Origin of the sequence: Mannheimia sp. E30BD (genome assembly GCF_041807785.1) — a bacterium.
GTDB lineage: Bacteria > Pseudomonadota > Gammaproteobacteria > Enterobacterales > Pasteurellaceae > Mannheimia.
The window spans coordinates 1-21,423 of record NZ_JBGTYX010000028.1 but is presented as its reverse complement, the minus strand read 5'-3'; the positions used below and the strand labels follow the sequence as shown (position 1 = coordinate 21,423).

28 protein-coding genes, 1 tRNA gene and 2 pseudogenes are annotated in these 21,423 nt (G+C 37.7%); 11 read left to right on the top strand and 20 right to left on the bottom strand.

All coding sequences use genetic code 11. The features are described from left to right. From ACERCG_RS11270 to ACERCG_RS11220, 11 genes and pseudogenes are all read right to left on the bottom strand, one after another. Nucleotides 1-81: pseudogene (locus tag ACERCG_RS11270) on the bottom strand (IS1595 family transposase); the annotation flags it as partial. 174 nt (nucleotides 82-255) lie between these two features. Continuing rightward, a complete protein-coding gene (locus ACERCG_RS11265) occupies nucleotides 256-738 on the bottom strand; it encodes an OmpA family protein (RefSeq protein ID WP_373612160.1) in 483 nt (160 codons plus the stop codon). Between the two features lie 27 nt (nucleotides 739-765). Then, on the bottom strand, nucleotides 766-2,052 hold the full coding sequence (gene tolB, locus ACERCG_RS11260; RefSeq protein WP_373612159.1) for a Tol-Pal system beta propeller repeat protein TolB: 1,287 nt from the start codon (nucleotides 2,050-2,052) through the stop codon (nucleotides 766-768). Nucleotides 2,053-2,067: 15 nt separating this feature from the next. After that, nucleotides 2,068-3,324 carry a cell envelope integrity protein TolA gene (gene tolA / locus ACERCG_RS11255; protein WP_373612158.1) on the bottom strand — a complete coding sequence of 419 codons (1,257 nt, stop codon included), beginning with the start codon at nucleotides 3,322-3,324 and terminating at the stop codon, nucleotides 2,068-2,070. A 16-nt stretch (nucleotides 3,325-3,340) separates the two neighbouring features. After that, a complete protein-coding gene (gene tolR / locus ACERCG_RS11250; RefSeq protein WP_373612157.1) occupies nucleotides 3,341-3,781 on the bottom strand; it encodes a colicin uptake protein TolR in 441 nt (146 codons plus the stop codon). Nucleotides 3,782-3,920: 139 nt separating this feature from the next. Next, complete coding sequence (gene tolQ / locus ACERCG_RS11245) at nucleotides 3,921-4,601, bottom strand: protein TolQ (RefSeq protein ID WP_373612156.1); 681 nt, start codon at nucleotides 4,599-4,601, stop codon at nucleotides 3,921-3,923. A gap of 21 nt (nucleotides 4,602-4,622) precedes the next feature. Further along, nucleotides 4,623-5,024, bottom strand: coding sequence for a tol-pal system-associated acyl-CoA thioesterase (ybgC, locus tag ACERCG_RS11240; RefSeq protein WP_373612155.1), 402 nt, complete (start codon nucleotides 5,022-5,024; stop codon nucleotides 4,623-4,625). Nucleotides 5,025-5,181: 157 nt separating this feature from the next. Beyond that, entirely contained in the window at nucleotides 5,182-5,469 is a 288-nt protein-coding gene (gene ybgE, locus ACERCG_RS11235) for a cyd operon protein YbgE (RefSeq protein ID WP_373612154.1), read from the bottom strand. Further along, a complete protein-coding gene (locus ACERCG_RS11230) occupies nucleotides 5,469-5,567 on the bottom strand; it encodes a CydX/CbdX family cytochrome bd oxidase small subunit (protein WP_159630562.1) in 99 nt (32 codons plus the stop codon). Before ACERCG_RS11230 ends, ybgE begins: the two co-directional genes overlap by 1 nt. Before the next feature lie 15 nt (nucleotides 5,568-5,582). Continuing rightward, nucleotides 5,583-6,716 carry a cytochrome d ubiquinol oxidase subunit II gene (cydB, locus tag ACERCG_RS11225; protein ID WP_159630564.1) on the bottom strand — a complete coding sequence of 378 codons (1,134 nt, stop codon included), beginning with the start codon at nucleotides 6,714-6,716 and terminating at the stop codon, nucleotides 5,583-5,585. Between the two features lie 12 nt (nucleotides 6,717-6,728). Continuing rightward, nucleotides 6,729-8,279 carry a cytochrome ubiquinol oxidase subunit I gene (locus ACERCG_RS11220; RefSeq protein ID WP_373612153.1) on the bottom strand — a complete coding sequence of 517 codons (1,551 nt, stop codon included), beginning with the start codon at nucleotides 8,277-8,279 and terminating at the stop codon, nucleotides 6,729-6,731. Between the two features lie 416 nt (nucleotides 8,280-8,695). Between ACERCG_RS11220 and ACERCG_RS11215 the strand changes: the two genes are divergently transcribed. Further along, nucleotides 8,696-9,022, top strand: coding sequence for a DUF5339 domain-containing protein (locus tag ACERCG_RS11215; protein WP_373612152.1), 327 nt, complete (start codon nucleotides 8,696-8,698; stop codon nucleotides 9,020-9,022). Nucleotides 9,023-9,155: 133 nt separating this feature from the next. Here ACERCG_RS11215 and groL read toward each other — a convergent pair whose 3' ends face one another. From groL to secM, 7 genes are all read right to left on the bottom strand, one after another. Beyond that, nucleotides 9,156-10,796, bottom strand: a complete 1,641-nt coding sequence (groL, locus tag ACERCG_RS11210; protein ID WP_373612151.1) for a chaperonin GroEL — start codon at nucleotides 10,794-10,796, stop codon at nucleotides 9,156-9,158. A 55-nt stretch (nucleotides 10,797-10,851) separates the two neighbouring features. Then, nucleotides 10,852-11,142 (bottom strand): co-chaperone GroES, encoded by a 291-nt coding sequence (locus ACERCG_RS11205; RefSeq protein WP_025236286.1) that lies wholly within the window; start codon nucleotides 11,140-11,142, stop codon nucleotides 10,852-10,854. Nucleotides 11,143-11,453: 311 nt separating this feature from the next. Beyond that, complete coding sequence (locus ACERCG_RS11200; RefSeq protein WP_373612161.1) at nucleotides 11,454-11,714, bottom strand: YceI family protein; 261 nt, start codon at nucleotides 11,712-11,714, stop codon at nucleotides 11,454-11,456. Between the two features lie 22 nt (nucleotides 11,715-11,736). Then, nucleotides 11,737-11,886 (bottom strand): hypothetical protein, encoded by a 150-nt coding sequence (locus ACERCG_RS11195; RefSeq protein WP_373612150.1) that lies wholly within the window; start codon nucleotides 11,884-11,886, stop codon nucleotides 11,737-11,739. Between the two features lie 138 nt (nucleotides 11,887-12,024). Further along, a complete protein-coding gene (mutT, locus tag ACERCG_RS11190; RefSeq protein WP_373612149.1) occupies nucleotides 12,025-12,435 on the bottom strand; it encodes an 8-oxo-dGTP diphosphatase MutT in 411 nt (136 codons plus the stop codon). 82 nt (nucleotides 12,436-12,517) lie between these two features. After that, a complete protein-coding gene (secA, locus tag ACERCG_RS11185; RefSeq protein ID WP_373612148.1) occupies nucleotides 12,518-15,235 on the bottom strand; it encodes a preprotein translocase subunit SecA in 2,718 nt (905 codons plus the stop codon). Nucleotides 15,236-15,293: 58 nt separating this feature from the next. After that, nucleotides 15,294-15,614: a secA translation cis-regulator SecM gene (secM, locus tag ACERCG_RS11180; protein WP_373612147.1), complete on the bottom strand. Its 321-nt coding sequence runs from the start codon at nucleotides 15,612-15,614 to the stop codon at nucleotides 15,294-15,296. Between the two features lie 120 nt (nucleotides 15,615-15,734). Here secM and ACERCG_RS11175 point away from each other — a divergent pair, with 120 nt between their 5' ends. Together ACERCG_RS11175 and ACERCG_RS11170 are read left to right on the top strand one after the other, a co-directional pair. Then, complete coding sequence (locus ACERCG_RS11175; protein ID WP_373612146.1) at nucleotides 15,735-16,037, top strand: DciA family protein; 303 nt, start codon at nucleotides 15,735-15,737, stop codon at nucleotides 16,035-16,037. A gap of 20 nt (nucleotides 16,038-16,057) precedes the next feature. Continuing rightward, nucleotides 16,058-16,429 carry a copper resistance protein NlpE N-terminal domain-containing protein gene (locus ACERCG_RS11170; RefSeq protein WP_373612145.1) on the top strand — a complete coding sequence of 124 codons (372 nt, stop codon included), beginning with the start codon at nucleotides 16,058-16,060 and terminating at the stop codon, nucleotides 16,427-16,429. Nucleotides 16,430-16,594: 165 nt separating this feature from the next. On the opposite strand, the gene ACERCG_RS11165 is transcribed toward ACERCG_RS11170, so the two are convergent. Both ACERCG_RS11165 and ACERCG_RS11160 read right to left on the bottom strand, forming a co-directional pair. Then, nucleotides 16,595-16,684 (bottom strand) — tRNA-Ser (locus ACERCG_RS11165). A 92-nt stretch (nucleotides 16,685-16,776) separates the two neighbouring features. After that, nucleotides 16,777-17,088, bottom strand: coding sequence for a BolA/IbaG family iron-sulfur metabolism protein (locus ACERCG_RS11160; RefSeq protein WP_373612144.1), 312 nt, complete (start codon nucleotides 17,086-17,088; stop codon nucleotides 16,777-16,779). 87 nt (nucleotides 17,089-17,175) lie between these two features. Between ACERCG_RS11160 and ACERCG_RS11155 the strand changes: the two genes are divergently transcribed. From ACERCG_RS11155 to ACERCG_RS11120, 8 genes and pseudogenes are all read left to right on the top strand, one after another. Next, nucleotides 17,176-17,763, top strand: coding sequence for a YajG family lipoprotein (locus ACERCG_RS11155; protein ID WP_373612143.1), 588 nt, complete (start codon nucleotides 17,176-17,178; stop codon nucleotides 17,761-17,763). 176 nt (nucleotides 17,764-17,939) lie between these two features. Then, entirely contained in the window at nucleotides 17,940-18,113 is a 174-nt protein-coding gene (locus ACERCG_RS11150) for a hypothetical protein (protein WP_373612142.1), read from the top strand. Next, complete coding sequence (locus ACERCG_RS11145; RefSeq protein WP_373612141.1) at nucleotides 18,094-18,384, top strand: type II toxin-antitoxin system RelE/ParE family toxin; 291 nt, start codon at nucleotides 18,094-18,096, stop codon at nucleotides 18,382-18,384. Before ACERCG_RS11150 ends, ACERCG_RS11145 begins: the two co-directional genes overlap by 20 nt. Before the next feature lie 49 nt (nucleotides 18,385-18,433). Beyond that, nucleotides 18,434-19,165: a 16S rRNA (uracil(1498)-N(3))-methyltransferase gene (gene rsmE / locus ACERCG_RS11140; RefSeq protein ID WP_373612140.1), complete on the top strand. Its 732-nt coding sequence runs from the start codon at nucleotides 18,434-18,436 to the stop codon at nucleotides 19,163-19,165. Further along, on the top strand, nucleotides 19,165-19,725 hold the full coding sequence (locus ACERCG_RS11135; RefSeq protein WP_373612139.1) for a YqgE/AlgH family protein: 561 nt from the start codon (nucleotides 19,165-19,167) through the stop codon (nucleotides 19,723-19,725). Before rsmE ends, ACERCG_RS11135 begins: the two co-directional genes overlap by 1 nt. Continuing rightward, a complete protein-coding gene (gene ruvX / locus ACERCG_RS11130; RefSeq protein WP_373612138.1) occupies nucleotides 19,725-20,138 on the top strand; it encodes a Holliday junction resolvase RuvX in 414 nt (137 codons plus the stop codon). The genes ACERCG_RS11135 and ruvX overlap by 1 nt, the downstream gene beginning before the upstream one ends. A gap of 43 nt (nucleotides 20,139-20,181) precedes the next feature. After that, nucleotides 20,182-21,234 carry an AI-2E family transporter gene (locus ACERCG_RS11125; protein WP_373612137.1) on the top strand — a complete coding sequence of 351 codons (1,053 nt, stop codon included), beginning with the start codon at nucleotides 20,182-20,184 and terminating at the stop codon, nucleotides 21,232-21,234. A gap of 119 nt (nucleotides 21,235-21,353) precedes the next feature. Next, nucleotides 21,354-21,423: pseudogene (locus tag ACERCG_RS11120) on the top strand (IS1595 family transposase); the annotation flags it as partial.

The following is a 21,423-nucleotide window of genomic DNA, read 5'->3' as shown; positions in this document are numbered from 1 at the left end:
TCTAGCGGTCACTTCAGCAACAAAAAATTCAAGAAGCTTTTTCTGCAAAGATTTCTTTAATTTACAATGGGTTATCTTCATTTTTGTAGTATAGCAGTGATGCTAATCTACTACAGCCCCAAACTTAATGCCGATAAAAGCACACAAAATATGGCTTTAAATAGAGGAGATAGGGCATTCCAAAAATTCATAATGAAAACTTTATAAAAATAAAGCCCTGATTTTTCAGGGCTTTATTTTAGAATTAACTAAGAATTAGTATTCTAATACTGCACGACGGTTTTTCGCGTAGTCAGCTTCAGTGTGACCTAACACAGCTGGTTTCTCTTCACCGTAAGAAACAGTTGAAGTGTTGTTAGCACCTTTAGCTGATAAGTAACTCTTAACTGCATCTGCACGACGTTGACCTAATGCGATGTTGTACTCTGGAGTACCACGCTCATCAGCGTGACCAGATATAGTTACGTTACCTTGAGTTTGACCTAATAATTGAGCGTGAGCGTCTAATAATTGACGGTGCTCACCTTCAACTGTATAGCTGTCAAAGCCGAAGTATACTGTGTTGTATTGTGCTTTTAATTGGTCAGCTGTTAAACCACCGAATTCGCCTGCTGCATTTGCTGCTGCGTTAGCTGCGTTTGCTGATGCGTTAGCTGCTTTGTCATCTGATGAGCTGCTACATGCTGCTAATGCGAAAGCTGGTACTGTTACCATTAAAACTTTAGCAAATTTTTTCATTTGTTGCTCCTAATTAGAGAAATATTATTATTTAGTTAAGTATGGTGACCACGCAGGGAATTTATACTGTCCACCTGCTCCCGGCAAATTAGCTTTGAAACGCCCATCTGCGGATACCAATTGTAGCACTTTACTCGTACCTTTGGTAGAGCTATAAATAACCATAATGCCATTTGGAGAAATACTTGGACTTTCGTCTAAGAACGTTGAACTCAATACTTCCGTGCTACCTGAAGCGAGATCGCGTTTCACAACTCTATCTCCAGCAATCATGATTAGATTCTTACCATCAGATGATACTTTAGCATTATAGCTGCCTCGACCACCCATTGGGCTTGCACCGCCACCTGATGAACTCATTCTGTAAACTTGTGGAGCTCCAGCTCGGTCAGATGTGAAGTAGATTGTACTTCCATCTGGAGACCAGCTCGGCTCTGTATTATTACCAGCATTTGCTGTTAATTTTGTTGGTGTACCACCACTGCTGCCTACAACGTAAATATTTAACTCGCCGTCTTGGTTAGATGCAAATGCAATGCGAGAACCATCTGGTGAGAATGCTGGAGCACCATTATGCCCTTGTAAAGCAGCCACTACACGGCGAGCTCCAGAACGAATATCGTGCACAACTATCAGTGCTTTTTTATTCTCAAAGGTAACATAAGCTAATTTGCTGCCATCTGGAGACCATTCTGGAGACATTAACGGCTCTTTACTTGTTGTAATAGTGAAAGCGTTGAAGCCATCATAATCTGATACACGCAATTCATAAGATGATACGCCACGTTGTACAACGTAAGCAATTTTAGTTCTAAACGCACCACGAATTTGAGTTAATTTTTCAAATACCTGGTCACTTACTGTATGTACACCCTGACGAATTTGAGCAGCAGGCACAATAAATGAACCTTGAGCAATCACATTACCAGCCGCACCTGAAGTGCCTAGTGTATCAATTAATTGGTAAGCGATATTATAACCACCACCTGAAGCACTTACTTGACCTACTACGATATTATCAATACCAATCGCACTCCATTGTTCTGCTGAAACTTCGCCTGCAGAGCCCGGTTGGGCTGGCATTTGAGAACGTTCAAGCGGTGTAAATTTGCCACTATTTCGCAAATCATCAGAAATGATTTGTGCAACATCAGCCGGAACGCCACTTGATTTGAATGGTACAACAGCAATTGGTTGAGCCATACTAACACCTTCGTCAATAGAAATTCGAACATCAGAATCCGCCATCACTTGGCTTGTAACTAATGTAGAAACTATCGCTATTACACTCGATATACGAGAGAATAATTTCATTTTTAACCCTCTAAGTTATTTAACTTTTAAACTAAAATCAAGCGTTGGAGATTTAAACATATTATAGACTGCATCTGATGGTGCTTTTGGCACTTTTCTGGTTGCCACAATTGCACTTACTGCTGCATCACATACTGTTTTATCCCCACCGACTACTTGATAGTTAGTGATATCACCATCACGACTTAAGAAAATCTTAACATCACATTGTTTTCCTGCAAAACTTGGATCAACACGATATTTAGATTGAATTAATTTCTTAATTCGCTGACCGTATGCGTTACCATCAACATTGGCTCCTTGACCAAGACCGCTTGTACCGCCTGAGCCTTGAGAGCCCGATGAGTTCTTATTACCGCCTTTGCTTGAGCCACCACCAATATCTCCTCCACTTAGGAAATCATCTAGGGCTTTATTATTCTTAGCTTGGGCTGCTTTTGCTTCAGCAGCAGCTTTGGCTTTAGCCTCTTTTTCAGCTTTTTCTTTAGCTGCCTTTTCAGCTTTGGCTTTAGCTTCCTTCTCTGCTTTTTCTTTCGCTTCTTTTTCTGCCTTGGCTTTAGCTTCCTTTTCAGCTTTTTCTTTCGCTGCTTTTTCTTTAGCTTGTTTCTCTTTTAGCTCTTTCTGCTCTTGTAATTTCTTTTCAGCTTCAGCTTTTTTCTGTTGCTCAAGTTTCTTTTCTTGAGCTTCTTTTGCCTTTCGCTCTTCTTCAGCTTGCTTAGCAGCTGCTTCTAAACGCTTAGCTTCTGCATCTGCTTTTAACTTAGCCGCTTCAGCTGCTTTTTTACGAGTTGCTTCTTCTACTTGCTGCTTTTTAATTTCTTCTTGCTTAGCTTGCTCTCGTCTTTGCTGTTCTTGAATTCGCTGTTGCTCTTGCAGTTTTTGCTGACGTTCAACCTCTTGCTGGCGTTGCTGTTCTTGAATTGCGGCTAATTCAGCTTGCTTTTGTTGCTCAATTTCTTCTGGAGTTGGCTTTTCTTCCACTTCTTCAACAGTTTCTTCAAGCTCTTCTTTCGGTTCTTCTTTTGGTTCTACTGTTGGTTTTGCAGGTTTAGAGCCTTTTTTCTCCGCCATTAACTGACCATACTCAGCTGCTACTTGCCCGGTATCAACCATTACTGCTTCAAAGCTGTCGCTATCACCACCACTACCGCCAGCCGCTGCTAATTCTGTTTTGGTGAAAAGAGACCCAAGCAATAATAACCCAATTAATACTATGTGTAATAAGATTGAGATAATAACTGCAAGCTCTAGTCTATCTTGTTGAGATTTCACACTTTATCCTTGCTGATTATTTGCCTTCAGTCATTAAACCGACTGATTTAATCCCTGCATCTTTAAGTAAGGTAATACCTTTCATAATTTCTTCGTAAGGCACAACTTTATCGCCAGCAACTAAAAATAACGTATTATTATCTTTTTGAAACTGCTCCCCAGCGTAAGCAACTACCTCTGCTTCTGAAATATTATCCACCCCATTACTTTGTACATAGTTACCATCAATCTTTAATTTATATTCTCCAACACCTGCAACTTCTAAAATCACAGGTGTTTTGTCTTCATTTGATACAGATTGGCTATGGGTATCTTCAGGTAAATTCACTTCCACGCTTTGGCTGATAATTGGTGCTGTTGCCATAAAAATAAGCAATAATACCAATAATACATCTAAGAATGGAATCACATTAATTTCTGATTTAATGTCTCTGCGTGGTGAACGGCGAATCGACATACTTTCCTCTTTTAAGATGCACGTTGCATCTACATTCATCTTTTATATAACGTAGGATTTAGCTACATATTATTCACTTACAAGCGGTTAGATTTTTGTGAATTTTGCAAATTTTTATAAAAAAATGACCGCTTGTTATTTATCTTTTTGAAAATGCTTGACGATGTAATAAGGTTGTAAACTCGTCAATAAAATTCACATAACCTTGTTCCACTTTACCTAAGCGTAAATTTAAGCGGTTATATGCCATAACAGCCGGAATTGCCGCAAATAAACCAATTGCGGTTGCAATTAGGGCTTCTGCAATACCCGGTGCAACAGATTGTAATGTAGCTTGTTTTACTGCACTTAGACCCATAAATGAGTGCATAATTCCCCATACTGTACCGAATAAGCCGATATATGGACTGATAGAACCTACTGTACCTAAGAAAGGAATATAGTTTTCAAGGCTTTCCATTTCACGGTTTAAGGCTAAATTCATTGCACGAGCCGAACCTTGAATGATAGATTCAGGTGCTTCAGGGTTTGATTGTTGTAAACGATTGAATTCTTTAAATCCGACATAGAAAATTTGTTCTGAACCTGTTAAAGCATCACGACGATTTTCTAAACCTTGATGTAAACGGTTTAAATCCTCTCCAGACCAAAAACGGTCTTCAAATGCTAATGAATCTTTTTTTGCTTTTGTTAATACCTTGCTACGTTGGATAATTACTGCCCAAGATAAAATTGAAAACACAACAAGGATCAACATTACGATCTTTACAACAATACTTGCTTCTAAAAATAAAGATAGAAGGCTAAATTCAGTTTGCATTAATAAAACTCCGAATAGTTTTTAAATAGAACAATTAACTTTTTGTAATGCTTGACGAATATCATCAGGAATTGCAATTGGTTTCATTTTAATAAGATCAACACAGGCAACGGTTACTGTTGCAGAACTTAAGCAAATATCGCTTTTGTATAACTTTTGTTGAAATACAATAGTCGCTTTTTTAAATTCTGATAGTATTGTCTCTACATTTAATAAATCATCCAAACGAGCAGGAGATTTATACTCTATTTCAATTCTCTTTACTACAAAGGCAAGAGATTGAGCAAAAAGTTCCTGCTGAGAAAAATTATACACTCGTAAAAATTCCGTTCTTGCTCGCTCAAAAAAATTAAGATAGTTGGAATGGTAAACCACTCCCCCAGCATCGGTATCTTCGTAATAAACTCGAACCGGAAAATTCATACTTTTCCCTTTCCTCAAAATGAAAAAACGCCCAAAATTTAGGCGAAAAATTGGTTGCTATTGTAGAGATAGAAAAATCGTTGTGCAAGTATATTTTGAGTTTAATCGTAAAAATATTTTTTACCTATCAAAAATAAGAAAGAGGCAACAAATGCCTCTATTTCATCAATAAAATACATACTGATGGAACAACAATAAGATAACCCACTATCGGTAAAAAAATCGCTTTCCAAATGGTTGAACGAATTTCAAATCCTACTCCATGTATCCATAAAATCGCCATACCATAAAAAATGAGAATGACTAAACAAGGCGTTTTTCCACCAAATATCAGAGCGAAAGCGGTCGAATTTAGCAAAATCATTGCACATAAGGTCGTGGCTAAAATAAAAGAAAGGGCTTTTAACAAGCCCTTTGCTGTTAAGTTATAAAGAGTATTAATCATTACTCGTCAAACTTACCTGTTTTTTCAATACTGATGGTGATTACTGTTGCAAAGAAAATTGCAAGAAAAACACCTAATACCCAAGTTACATAAAACATAATGTTCTCCTCTAATTAGTAAGCTGATTTATTGTGTTCTAAGTAACTTGCATCTAAGCGACCATACATTTTGATATATGACCAAATCGTATAGCCTAATACTGTTGGAACGAAGATACCTGCTACTACTAACATTACAGTTAATGTAGTGTGGCTTGCAGTTGCATCCCACATTGTTAAGCTCATATTAGGGTGAGTAATTGATGGCATTACAAATGGGAACATTGAAACTGCCGCCGTTGTAATTACCCCAACAAGCATAATTGATGATGAGAAGAATGCAAAACCAGAACGATTTGCTCTTGATGCAACGATAGTTAGCAATGCACCAATTACTGCTAATGCTGGAATGATCCAAAGCACCGGCATTTCAGCATAGTTTCTAAACCACGCACCTGTTTCAACTGCTACTGTTTTATTCGTAAATACAGATTGTGCATTGTGGTCGATTTGGCTTGTTATTACAAAACCATCTTTGAAATATAGCGATACACCTGCAAGCACAAAGGCAACTAATACAACTGCTGCTGTAACCTGTGCTACTTTTCTTGCATTGTTATGAAGTTCATCTGTGGTTTTCATTTGTAACCAAGTTGCACCCTGCGTTGTTAGCATCATTAAACTAATTACGCCACATAATAATGCAAATGGATTCAATAGACCAAAGAATGTGCCTGTATATTGTGACTGGTTAAGGTTATTAAATTCAAATGGTACACCTTGTAATAAGTTACCAAATGCAACACCAAATACTAATGATGGTACAAAACCACCGATTAATAATCCCCAATCCCAAGCATCACGCCATTTCGGATTATCAATTTTCGCACGGTATTCAAAACCAACAGGGCGGAAGAATAACGCCGCTAATACAAGCACCATTGCAATATAGAAACCTGAGAACGAGGTTGCATATACTGTTGGCCACGCCGCAAATAATGCACCACCTGCGGTTAATAACCAAACTTGGTTACCGTCCCAGTGAGGGGCAACTGTGTTGATCATAATACGGCGTTCAACGTTACTTTTACCAATCACAGGTAAAAGATTTAATACACCCATAGTAAAGCCATCAGTAACGGCAAAACCAATTAATAATACTATGATTAAAATCCACCAAATAAAGCGGAGAAATTCATAATCGAGCATTTTTAACTCCTATTATTTAGCTGATTGTTCGAAGTAGTAACGACCTGTTTTTAATGAACTTGGTCCAAGTCGTCCGTATTTGAACATTAAGTACATTTCTATGATTAAGAACAGTGTATATAAACCACATAACAAGCCGATCGTAAACCATAAGTCGCCTGTTGTTAATGCTGAGTTTGCCACACCAACCGGTAACATCTCATAGATTGCCCACGGCTGACGACCATATTCCGCTAAGAACCAACCGGATTCAATTGCGATCCACGGTAATGGAATACCGCATAATAATGCTCTTAATAGGAAACGGCTTTGTCCTACTCGACCACGCATATTTTGAGTAAACGCAGCAATGATTAATACCAACATAATCACACCAGAAAGCATCATCATACGGAATGCCCAGAATGTAGGACCTACATTTGGAATAGTGTTATCCGCTGCTTTTTGGATTTGCTCTTCTGTTGCATCAACTATGTTGTCCGTATATTGTTTTAACAATAAGCCAAAACCTAAATCTTTTTGTACTGCTTTGAAAGCTTCTTTATCTGCTTCTGTGTAGTTACCGGAACGTAATTTTTCCAGTAAACCATAAGCTACGATACCGTTACGAACACGTTGCTCGTTGATAACACGAATATCTTTTAAGCCTGTAATTTCAGTATCTAACGAACGGGTAGCAATAATACCTGCAGCGTATGGAATAGCAATTGCCATTTCATTTTTCATTTCAGCTGTATTTGGAATCACAACAGCATTCCAAGCTGCTGGTGCTGGATGAGTTTCAAATTCACCTTCCATTGCTGCTAATTTAGTTGGCTGAGCTTTACCTATTTCATAACCAGACTCATCACCAGCAATAATAACTGCAATAATAGCAAATAAACCAAAGCTTGCAGCTACAGAGAATGAACGTTTAGCAAATCCTAAATCACGACCTTTTAAGATATAGTATGCACTAATACCTAATACGAAAATAGAACCACAAACATAACCTGCTGTTACAGTGTGTAAAAATTTAGATTGTGTAACTGGGTTTAATAACAATTCAGAGAAGCTTGAAAGCTCCATACGCATAGTTTCAAAATTAAACTCTGAAGCAACCGGGTTTTGCATCCAGCCATTTGCAACTAAAATCCATAATGCAGATAAGTTAGAACCAAATGCAACACAGTAAGTCGTTAATAAGTGTTTAGCTTTTGATAAACGTTCCCAACCAAAAAAGAACAATCCCACAAATGTAGATTCTAAAAAGAACGCCATTAAACCTTCAATTGCTAATGGAGCACCAAAAATATCACCTACATAATGAGAATAATATGACCAGTTCATACCAAACTGGAATTCCATTGTAATACCAGTTGTTACACCTAGAGCAAAGTTAATACCAAATAACTTACCCCAAAATTTAGTCATATCTTTATATACTTCTTTACCCGTAGTTACATAAAGCGTTTCCATCACAACAAGTACGAAAGAAAGACCTAAAGTAAGCGGTACGAATAAGAAGTGATAGAGTGCAGTTAAAGCAAACTGCAAACGTGAGAGTTCAACTACGTCTAACATCTCAAACCTCTTATTTTTATTAATATAATAATTTGACAAATAGATTACCCAAAAGTAATCCCCCACAAATTTTCACTTAATTTTAATAACAACCCAAATTGGTTACATTTATAATAAAGTGCTGGCGAATATTCTACCTGTAAATAGCTAATTAAAAAATAGTAATTTTGCTATATTCTTCACAAAATTGGTTTATTTATGTAATAAATTCTGTATAACCTACTAAAAAAGTTGGTTATAGATAACAAATCTATAACAAATAATTTACCTTTTTAATATTTAAGAGATCTTTTTACTTAAAAGGATCAATTTATAGATGACATTCATTTAAACTTTTGCTAGTATCAGTTCGCTTTATTTCCTGTATAAAGATGGCTATCAAATTTAAGATTTAACACTTAATGTGTGGAGAACGCATGCTTAAAAGAATTTTAGGAGTTACACTTTGTGCTGTGTTATTTTCAACTACCGCAGTTGCTGGTGTTAAAACTTCATCACTGACAGTTGCAAAACCTACTTTAAGTAAAACACTACCAACTGAATGTGAGAAAATGTTTAACACGGCAAATAAATTAGTTTCTGATGCAGAAAAACAGCCGGGTACTCATACTCAATTGGCTAAAATGAAAAATAAGCTTTCCTCAACAAAGCAGCAAATTCTAAAAATGGATACTGCCCTACAACAAAAAAGTTGTGAGAAAGGTTTAACCGCATTAAATAATCTTAGACAAAAGCATCAATAATTATTTTGAAACCAAGCTAAATAGCTTGGTTTTTTCTTGCAAAATTTTCGTAAAAAAGTACCGCTTGTTACTGATAGATAAAACAAAAGCTACTGAATTGCTTCAGTAGCTTTTATTCATTATGAAAGAGCGATTACATCATTCCGCCCATTCCCCCCATACCGCCCATTGCAGCAGGATCTACTTTGTCATCTTTTGGTAAGTCTGTGATCATACATTCTGTTGTGATCATTAAACCAGCAATAGAAGCTGCGAATTGTAACGCCGAACGTGTTACTTTAGTTGGATCTAAAATACCCATTTCAAGCATATCGCCATATTGATCTGTACCTGCATTATAGCCATAGTTGCCAGCTCCCTCTTTTACGTTGCGAGCTACCACTGATGATTCTTCGCCTGCATTAGCTACGATTTGACGTAAAGGTGCTTCCATCGCACGAAGAGCAAGTTTAATACCTACATTTTGTTCTTCGTTATCGCCTTTTAAGGTTGCTTCTATTTTACTTGCTGCACGCACTAAAGCCACACCACCTCCCGGTACAATACCTTCTTCAACTGCTGCACGGGTTGCGTGTAAGGCATCATCAACACGATCTTTCTTCTCTTTCATCGCTACTTCAGTTGCCGCACCCACTTTGATTACTGCCACACCACCTGCTAATTTCGCTACACGCTCTTGCAGTTTTTCTTTATCGTAATCAGAGGTTGAATCTTCAATTTGTTGGCGAATTTGTGCTACACGGCTTTTAATTTGCGTTTCATCGCCAATACCGTCAATAATGGTTGTGTTATCTTTTGTAATAACCACACGTTTTGCTTGACCAAGCTCTTCAAGCGTTGCTTTTTCAAGCTCCATACCGATCTCTTCAGAAATCACTGTACCTGCAGTTAAAATCGCAATATCTTGTAACATTGCTTTACGGCGATCACCAAAACCCGGTGCTTTTACCGCAGCCACTTTCACGATACCACGCATTGTGTTTACCACTAATGTTGCTAATGCTTCGCCTTCAATGTCTTCTGCCACAATTAATAACGGCTTACCCGCTTTTGCCACACCTTCTAATACAGGTAATAATTCACGAATGTTCGATACTTTTTTATCAACTAAAAGAATATACGGATTTTCTAATTCAACCGTGCCAGCTTCAGGTTTGTTGATGAAATATGGCGATAAGTAGCCACGATCAAACTGCATACCTTCCACTACATCTAATGCATCTTCTAAACCTGTACCATCTTCAACGGTGATCACACCTTCTTTGCCCACTTTTTCCATTGCTTGAGCAATTAACTGACCTACTGTTGAATCTGAGTTTGCTGAAATTGTACCAACTTGTTCGATCTCTTTTGAGGTTTCACACGGTTTTGAAATCGCCTTTAACTCTTCAACTACCGCTGCAACTGCTTTATCGATACCACGTTTTAAATCCATTGGGTTCATACCTGCTGCAACCGCTTTTAAACCTTCGTTTACAATCGCTTGGGCAAGTACAGTTGCGGTTGTTGTACCATCACCTGCTGCATCATTGGCTTTAGAGGCAACCTCTTTCACCATTTGTGCACCCATATTTTCAAATTTATCTTCTAATTCGATTTCACGAGCAACGGATACACCATCTTTCGTAATAGTTGGTGCACCATAAGCACGATCTAATACTACGTTACGGCCTTTCGGGCCTAAAGTTACTTTTACTGCGTCTGCTAAAATATTCACGCCTTTTAACATTTTTACGCGTGCATCGTTACCAAATTTAACGTCTTTTGCTGCCATTTTCTTTTCCTTATATGTTTATGGGCGTATGCAATACGCCCCTATTACCATTAATTTATTCTACAATCGCTAAAATATCGTGTTCTGCTAAAATTAACACTTCTTCGCCATCAATTTTCTCGGTTTTTACGCCGTAACCTTCATTGAAGATAACCACATCGCCTACTTTAACCGCTAAAGGTTGAACCGAGCCGTTCTCTAAAATGCGACCTGTTCCTACCGCAATAACTTTGCCACGAGTTGATTTTGTTGCTGCCGAACCTGTTAAAACAATACCGCCTGCTGATTTTGTTTCAACTTCTTCACGTTTTAAAATAACTTTATCGTGTAATGGACGAAGTGCCATATTCTATTCCTCTTATAAATTGATGATTGATAACCCACGCAAAAAGCGTAACGCCTAACAATATAAAGGCGGATTTTAGACTTTCAAGGGCAAGCGGTTAAATTTGTAAAATTTTTTATAAATTTAACCGCTTGATGATGAAATTTTCAACAAGTAAAGGCTTTAAAAAACCATAAAAAAATCCGCACATCAGTGCGGATTAGTTAATTATTACTGCTTAGCTGCTTCAATTTAAATCGCAATTTCAACATCTTTTGTCATACCAACATCAACAAGGTAGTTCATACCCCATTAGCTTCTGTCAATAGTGGTTACGAAATCGCCGCCACATTTAACATTGGGCTTTGATAGCAGTTGAATTTGGTTGCTTTTAAAGTAACTGGATCAGTTTTACCTAATAGAGTTAAGTTACCTTCCACTTCTGTTACTTTTTTATCCGCAAAATGGAATTTTGTTGAAACAAAACGCATTTCAGGGAATTTTTCTGCGTGGAATAAATCAGCTGATTTTAAGTGGTTAGTAAAATCTTGGCTACTTGCTTGTAAGCTACTTACAGGAATGGTTACATCAATAGAGCCTGTAGCTTTTTCTACATCAAGTTGCAGTTCGCCTGTTAAATTGTAAAAAACCTACGTTGCTACTTGTGCCGAAGTGGTCAATGCTAAATCTTGCATTTGCGTGGTATGGGTCAATTTTATAGGTTGCAGCATTTGCTGATACCGCTGCGATAGCTGCGACTAACATCACGATTTTTTTTCATAGAAATTCCTATTTGTTGTAATGAAAAAGTAGAGAAATTAATTCTATCTGAAAACTTATAGCAAATAAATCATCATTCAGAAAAGAGATTATTTCCTTATAAGAAGTAATCATTTTTATTTACTAAGCGATATTTTCTACTTCTGACTTTAAACGTTGAATCAATTCAGAATTAGCCGGCGGAAATGCCCCTTCATCTAAATCCGATTGAGCGATCCAAAAGCCCTCTTGCCCTTCTCGTCCGAAAGGCTCATTCACCCACTCTTCTACCAAGTAAAAAAAGAATTCAATAATTTTATTCGGATATTCAAAACTAAAATTTTCGTAAGGGAAAGCACTAAGTACTTGGATGCCAATCTCTTCTTCCAGCTCACGTTTTAATGCTTCTTCTGGGGTTTCGTTGGCATCAACCTTACCGCCGGGAAATTCTAATGATTGAGCAAAGTCTTGTCCTTCAAGTCTCTGTGTTAAATAGATTTGACCAAATTCATTACGGATAATACCCGCTGATACTTGAATAATCGGTTTTGACATAAGTTTCCTTCTGTATAAACTCAAGCGGTCATATTTAGCAGAGAATTTGCAAATTTCTATCTAAATATGACCGCTTGTTTAATTATGCGTATTTCGCTTTATTGCCGTGGCAATGCTTATATTTCTTACCTGAACCACAAGGGCAAGGCTCATTACGACCAATGTTTAAGTTTGCTAACTCTTCTTCGCTTAAACTTCCTGCACTAGCCTGCTGATACTCGTCTTCGTTTGTTTGAATTTGCTCCGCCGCTTTTGCTTCCATTTCCGCTTGTAAGCGTTGGGCTTCTTCCACCTCTTCTTGGCTACGCACTTGAATGCGGCTTAAAATGCTGATCACGTTCAATTTCAAGGTGCTGAGCATATTGGTAAACATTGCAAAAGACTCTTTTTTGTACTCTTGCTTCGGATCTTTTTGCGCATAGCCACGCAAGTGAATACCTTTGCGTAAGTAATCCATTGAAGATAAATGCTCTTTCCATAACTCATCAAGGTTTTGTAACATCACGCCTTTTTCAAAGTTACGCATCACTTCGGCACTTACTTTCTCTTCTTTCGCTTTGTATTCTTCAATCGCGATGTTGAGAATGCGCTCACGCAAGGTTTCTTCGTGCAGATCGTTTTCTGTTTCTAACCAGTGCGAAATTGGTAAATCTAATCCAAACTCACGGCGTAAACGCTCTTCCAAGCCCGGCACGTTCCACATTTCTTCAATAGATTGTGGAGGAATGTATTCGCTAATCGTGGTATCAAACACATCTTGGCGAATCGCTTCAATCATTGGTGAAATATCGTCGGTATCCAATAAATGATTACGCTGTTCGTAAATCACTTTGCGCTGCTCATTCGCTACATCATCATATTGTAGAAGGCTCTTACGTCCATCAAAGTTATGTGCTTCTACTTTTGCTTGTGCCGATGCGATCACCTTGGTTAAAAGTTTGGATTCCATCGCCTCACCTTCTTCAGTGAAAGCTTTGCGCATCATATTTAATTTACCTTCGTTGAGGTAAATTCGCATTAACGCATCGTCTAATGATAAGTAGAAACGTGATGAACCCGGATCGCCTTGACGACCAGAACGACCACGCAATTGGTTGTCAATACGGCGAGATTCGTGACGCTCTGTACCAATAATATGCAAGCCGCCTGCTTTCATTACAATATCATAACGCTCTTGCCACGCAGCTTTAATCGCATCAATTTGCTCTTGCGTTGGGTTTTCAAGCTTAGCGATTTCCATTTTCCAGTTACCGCCAAGCACAATATCCGTACCACGACCTGCCATATTCGTTGCAATAGTAACTGCACCCGGTGCCCCCGCTTCTGCCACAATTTCTGCTTCTTTTGCGTGGAATTTTGCATTTAATACGTTGTGTTGAATACCTGCTTTAGTTAATTCTGCCGATAATAGTTCCGATTTTTCAACTGATGCTGTACCTACTAACACTGGCTGTTTACGCTCGATACAATCTTTAATTTCAGTGATAATCGCTGCAAATTTCTCTGCTTCGCTTTTGAACATTAAATCTGTGCGGTCATCACGAATAACAGGTCTGTTTGTAGGAATTACAACTGTATTTAAGCCATAAATTTGTTGGAATTCAAAAGCTTCTGTATCAGCTGTACCTGTCATACCTGCTAATTTTTCGTATAAACGGAAATAGTTTTGGTAAGTAATGGAAGCAACAGTTTGGTTTTCGCCTTGAATATTGACACGCTCTTTCGCTTCAATCGCTTGGTGTAAACCGTCAGACCAACGGCGACCAGCCATTGTACGACCTGTGTGTTCATCAATGATCACAATCTCGCCATCTTTTACAATGTAATCCACATTACGTTCAAATAATTTGTGAGCTCTTAAGGCTGCACTCACGTGGTGTAACAGTGAAATACGAGCTGGGTGATATAAGCTCTCACCCTCTTCCATTAACCCCATTTGAGTTAAAAAATCTTCTACTTTCACCATACCACGCTCTGTTAAATGAGCCTGTTTGTTTTTTAGATCGACAGTAAAATCACCTTCGCCTATGTACTCTTCCGTGTCTTCTTTGTCTTGTGCGATCAAATGAGGAATGATTTGATCTACCGCTTGATAAATTTGGGTCGCATCTTCCGCCGGGCCTGAAATAATTAATGGCGTACGAGCTTCATCAATTAAGATAGAGTCCACTTCATCCACTAAGGCGTAGTGTAATTCACGTTGGAAACGCTCATTTCTGTCGTGGGCTAAGTTATCACGCAAGTAGTCAAAACCTAATTCGCTATTGGTTGAATAGGTAATATCCGCTTGGTATGCCGCACGTTTCACCTCAGGGGCTAACCCCGGAATATTCACTCCAACCGTTAAGCCTAAAAATTCAAATAATGGGCGGTTAGTTTCCGCATCACGGCGAGCCAAGTAATCATTTACGGTTACAACGTGAACGCCTTTACCTGTTAAAGCATTTAAATAGCAAGGCAAGGTTGCAGTTAAGGTTTTACCCTCACCCGTACGCATTTCAGCAATATTACGCTCGGTTAGTACCATACCACCAATTAATTGCACATCAAACGGACGCATACCTAACACACGTCTGCTTGCTTCTCTAACTGTGGCAAAGGCTTCTGGCACTAAGCTTTCTAAAGTTGCTCCATCGGCTAAACGTTGTTTAAATTCAGCAGTTTTTGCCTTTAATTCTTCGTCAGATAATTGCTCAAATGTCGGCTCAAGTTTATTAATTTGTGCAACACGCTTTCTTAAACGCTTTAAAGTACGGTCATTGCTTGAGCCAAAAATAGAGGTAAGTAATTTTGAAATCATTGTAGTTTCCTAAATATAAATATTGTTAATTAGTTGATTTTAAAGGTTAAATTTATAGTTAGGAGTGAGGCCCTGCCCGAATTGGATAAATATTTTGTTTATCCAAGCGGTAAGATTTGGTAAAAAATTCGCAAAATTTAACCGCTTGTGGTTTAATTTCCACAATGTTATGGTTCAATTCTGCAATAAAAAGAGATTGCTGTTCTAGCTCATTGGTTGCTTGAGCATACTGAAGAAAAGATTGATTGATAACCGCTTCTGGCTCACTTTCATTTGCATTAATTGCCTGAATTTCAGGTAACGCAAGCATCGCAACCATTCCAAAAAAAAGTTGCGACCAAAAAGGCGTTTTATGAAAGTGTTTAAAGAATAAGCTCATCAAGTTAAGGTGAAGTAAAAAAATTTAAGTGATTATACGCTAAATTCAATCATAATTATCAAATAATTGGGTCAAGTAATGTAAAATCAAGTATAAAAATTGAGATAAAGTAAATAATAGATGAAAAATTCAGCACCTAAAAAGATTAACGACATTTTACAGAACTCAACATTAAGTCGAATTGTCGAAAAAGCAAATTTTTTGAATGATTTAAACCAAAAAATTCAGAAAATCTTGCCGGAATCTTATCGTGGGCTTTACCGTGTGGCAAATTTAGTTGATAATCAGCTCATTATTAATGTACAAAGTGCAACAGTAAGACAAGGTTTATTGTTACAACAAGCCTCGCTGTTAGTACAGATACAAACCGAATTACCCCAAATTACCCAGCTTGAATTTAAAGTAAATCCGAGCGTTAAATAATCTAAAAAGAGGAACAGAATATGAAAAAAATTGCAGTAATTGGATTTACCGCTATCTTAAGTGCTTGTTCATTACTACCACAAAAAACGGTAACAGGTAGCTATGCAGGCGTATTACCTTGTGCAGATTGTGAGAAAATCGAAGCAAAATTAACACTCAATGCGGATAAAACATATCAGTACGATACTATTTATTTTAAAGATAAAAAAGAATACGCTTATCGTGATAATGGAACTTATCGCCAAGAACCAAACAAACCAAATGTGATTCGTTTAGAAAAAGCCTCAGGCAATCTCGCATTTAAAGTGCAAGACCAATATGTAGAGCTTTGTGATCCAAATGGTAATACCGTAGAAAGCCCCAATAATTATAAATTAAATAAAGTACATTAATTGTGAAAGAGATTCGAAAGAATCTCTTTTTTATTTCTACATTTGAGAGATAAAAAAATCCCCAAGCAAAATTGCTTAGGGACAACCTAAAAATGAAAAAGTATTTCTACTTTTACTTAACCAAGGAAATATCTATGAAAACAGTAAGGAATCTTTCAAATTGAATGGCGGTGAGAGGGGGATTCGAACCCCCGATACAGTTTCCCATATACACGCTTTCCAGGCGTGCTCCTTCAACCACTCGGACATCTCACCGAATCAATAAAAGACAAGCATAAATATAGCAATTTTACACTTTTCTTTCAAGCATTTTCTTCACAAAATAAATTAAATCAAATTTTGAGCAGTTACTGCCCCACACCTAAACAATTTGGCGATTTCGGCACAGTTCCGCCAATTTCTGCCCATTCACTTTGCGTGTATAAATGCAGAGCTAGTGCGTGAACACCATTTTCCAGTTCTTCCGCCAAACAGGCATAAACCGCTTGATGACGGGCAACCGCTCTTTTTCCATCAAATTTATCCGATACTAAGATCAGCTTGAAGTGAGATTCCGCCCCTCTACCTGAGCTGTGCATATAGCTTTCGTTCTCCACGTTTAAAAAAATTGGGGAAAACTCAGCACTAATTTTCTGAATAATTGTCTGTTCTATTAACATTTCTACTCTCTTTGATTGGAAACCAAGATAAATAATACTATACTAGAGTCAAATTATCTCAAAATTTCTTTAAAAGAAGGATTTACTATGAAACTATCTAAAAAAACCTTAGTGTTAGCAACCACTTTAGCAACTGCATTGTTAGCTGGTTGCCAAAGTCAATCAAATACCTTAACTTTCTCAACGCCAACACCAACGGCGGTATTTAATACCAATAATCAAACTGCTGCAGTTAATGTAATGACACAAGATTTACGTACCTCACGCGAAGTCGCAAGCTATACAAAAAATGGTGAAGTAATTCGCTTAACTGCTGTACCTGAAGTGGCTGCAATGTTCCAACAAGCCGTACAGCAAGACCTTAATGCAAAAGGTTTCCAAATTGTGCAAGGTGCCGCGAATGCAAACGTAGTGGTCAATATTCGCAACTTCTTCGCAACCGTTGAGCAAGGCAACTTACGCTATAAAGCAAATGCCCAAGTAGGTGTTGAAGTAACTGTTCAAGGAACAAGAGGTAACTTTAGCAAAAACTTCAACGCAACTCGCGGTTATGAAGGTGCATTTGGTGCAAGTAATGATGAAATTAAGAAAGTATTAGACCAAGCTTACTCTGATGTTGTTAAAGCGATTTATAACGATAATGAAGTTGCTGCAGCTATCCATCAGTTCAAATAATAACGATTAATTGAACCTTACAAGCGGTTAAATTTCTTCGATTTTTTGCAAAAAATGAAAAGAATTTAACCGCTTGTTATTTTCTATTTTGTGATATCGCTCGAAAAATCCAAGAAATTTACTTGATAAAACGACAGCTAAAGTACACAATGTAGAAATTGCCAGAGGAGGAAAATATGAACAATCCTTATCATAATGTCAGCCAAGAGTATCTTGATTATTTGCACGAGCAAATTCGTGAAGCAGATGAAGATATTAAGCACGGGCGAGTTTATTCTATAGAAGAAATGCGTGCTAAAGTAATTGCTGCAGCCTTTGAAGGGGCAAAAAATGCCAAAAGAGTTGCTTGAAATTCAATTTACTGAAAAAGCGATTAAAAACCTTCAGTTAATTGCTCGTTCAGTAAGTGAATTTACTGGATATGCCAGTAGTGGTATTCGTATCTTGGAAGAACTTGAAAATAGCATTAATCATCTTGCTATGTTCCCTGAAATGGGCGTTCGAGGTAAAGTCGCCAATACGAGAGAGCTTTATCATAATAGACACCGCATTGTGTATGAAATCAAAAGCAATATAGTGATCATTAAAACCGTTATTCACTGCTCTAAACTTTACCCTTAGCATAAGGCAGACATAAGTCTGCCTTTGATGTATTTTAAAGAGAGATAAAATGAGAATCCCAAGAATTTACCACCCAGAGCCATTAGCAAATCAGCAAAGTTGCATTTTAAGTGAAGATGCGTTTAATCACGTTGGGCGTGTGTTGCGAATGAAAGAAGGCGAGCAAATTATTTTGTTTGATGGTTCAAACCACATTTTTCACGCAACGTTACAAGCGGTTGAAAAACGCCAAATTATTGCAAAAATTAATTCAAGTGAATTAGATGATAGAGAATCTAATTTGCCGATTCACTTAGGACAAGTCATTTCCAGAGGCGATAGAATGGAATTTACCATTCAAAAATCAGTGGAGTTAGGCGTTAAAACCATTACCCCTCTTTGGTCGGAACGTTGTGGCGTAAAGCTCAATGACGAACGCCAAGATAAAAAACTACAACAATGGCAAAAAATTGCGATTGCCGCTTGCGAACAATGTGGACGAAATGAAATTCCTGAAATTCGCCCGATTATGAAGCTTACCGATTGGTGTAAAGAGCAAGATGAAATGCTGAAACTCAACTTACACCCAAGAGCGAAATACACTATTCGTGAACTACCCAATGTACCGAACGCTGGCGTGCGTTTATTAATTGGCTCAGAAGGCGGATTATCGGCAGAAGAAATTGCGATGACAGAAACTGAAGGCTTTACTGAAGTATTATTAGGCAAACGAGTGCTACGCACAGAAACGGCTTCCCTTGCCGCTATTACTGCCCTACAAGTTTGTTTTGGAGATATTTAATGCTAGAAAATTTACAAGGCAAATTCCTAATTGCCACACCTGAAATGGACGATGATTATTTTGAACGTACTGTTATCTATATTTGTGAACATAATCAGCAAGGGGCGATGGGGGTTGTAATTAATACACCAACGGATTTATCGGTATTGGAATTAATTACCCGTATGGATTTCCAAATGGCAAACCAACGTGATTACAATCGAGACCAAATGGTATTAAGCGGCGGACCAGTAAATCAAGACAGAGGCTTTATTATTCACACCAAAACAGAGAATGATTTTATCCATACTTATCCGATCACCGATAAAATCACACTCACAACCTCGGGCGATGTGTTAGACTCTTTCGGCAAAGCTGAATCACCCCAAAAATTTATTGTTTGCTTAGGTTGTTCAACGTGGCGAACCAATCAGTTAGAGCAAGAAATTGCTCAAAATTATTGGATTTTATCGGAAGCAAATGAAAAAACCTTGTTTGAAACAGGTTATTTAGACCGCTGGGCAGAAGCCTATGAAATGATGGGGCTTTCCAGCATACCGGCAAGAGCAGGGAGAGCGTAATGGGACAAACTGTCATCGCATTCGATTTCGGCACAAATAGCATCGGCTGTGCTGTTGGGCAAAGTATTACAGGTACTGCTCAAGGCTTACCGGCATTTAAGGCGCAAGATGGTATTCCGAATTGGAAACAGATTGGTAAACTCTTAACAGAATGGAAGCCCGATATTTTAGTGGTCGGCTTGCCGTTAAATATGGACGGAACAGAACAACCTTTAACCCAAAGAGCAAGGAAATTCGCCAACCGTTTAAATGGGCGTTTTAATTTGCCAGTTGAGTTGCAAGATGAACGTTTAACCACCGTTGAAGCCAAAGCAGAAATTTTTTCTCGTGGTGGCTATAAAGCATTAAAAAAAGATAAAGTGGATTCCATTTCCGCTTGTTTAATTTTAGAAAGTTGGTTTGAAAACCGATAATTTGAAAATACTGATTTTAAATCACTTATAATTAAGGATATTTATGAGACATTCAACTAAAACTCTAGTTGCTATCGCCGCTATTATCATTATTCTAGCCGGCATAAAATTATCTAGTGAAATTGTAGTACCTTTCCTACTCGCTCTTTTTATTGCAATTATTTGCTCACCAATAATTAACTTTATGACAAGACGGAAAATTCCGTTATGGTTAGCAATTACGCTCTTACTGGTTGTAATTCTGTTAGGTTTTACCTTTTTTGCAGGTATCATTAATAACTCACTACAAGAGTTTACCGGTTCAATACCGCAATATAAAACACAGCTCTCAGCCAAAGTACGTACGCTTATTGAATTTACACAAAAATGGAATTTTCCCATCACTATTTCACAAGAAGAAATAATGAGTAAATTTGACCCAAGTTCCATTATGAATTTCGTTCATACATTATTAGTTGGGCTTTCCGGTACATTATCGAATATTTTTGTAGTCTTTTTAATTGTCATTTTTATGCTAATGGAAATGCCTGTAGCGAAATACAAGCTGGCCTTGGCATTAAGTGACGACGATGATTTACGTAATGAAAAAGAGTATATTAACCAAGTATTAGAAGGGGTAATCGGTTATTTAGGCGTAAAAACCTTTGTCAGCCTCCTTACCGGGATTTTGGTATGGATATTATTAATATCGTTAGATGTTCAATACGCTATTTTATGGGCTATGTTTAGCTTTTTACTTAACTATGTTCCCAATATCGGTTCAATTTTAGCTAGTATTCCAATTGTCATTCAAGCTCTTGTACTAAATAGCTTTTCAGTTGCACTAGGAACATTAATTGGTATGGTTGCTATTAATATGATTGTTGGTAATGCTTTAGAGCCTCGATTAATGGGGAAAAAATTAGGGCTTTCAACTCTTGTGGTATTCCTTTCACTTCTATTTTGGGGCTGGTTGCTTGGAGCTGTAGGAATGCTACTCTCAGTTCCTTTAACAATGGCGTGTAAGGTAGCTTTGGAATCCAATAAGGATACAAGAAAATATGCTGTTTTGTTTAGTGATTTAGACGAAATACCTCGAGGAAAAAAATATCACTAAACTGCTTGACGAGCGGAAAAGAGTTGCTAGAATTTGGCAACTCTTTTTTATTTTACAATATAAAATAAGGGGCTGTCCTAGATAACGACTAAAACTTCCATTTAGGTTAAGATAACCTTATGAGAAAAAGTCGTCTAAGTCAGTACAAACAACATAAACTCATAGAGCTGTTTGTAGCAGGCGTAACCG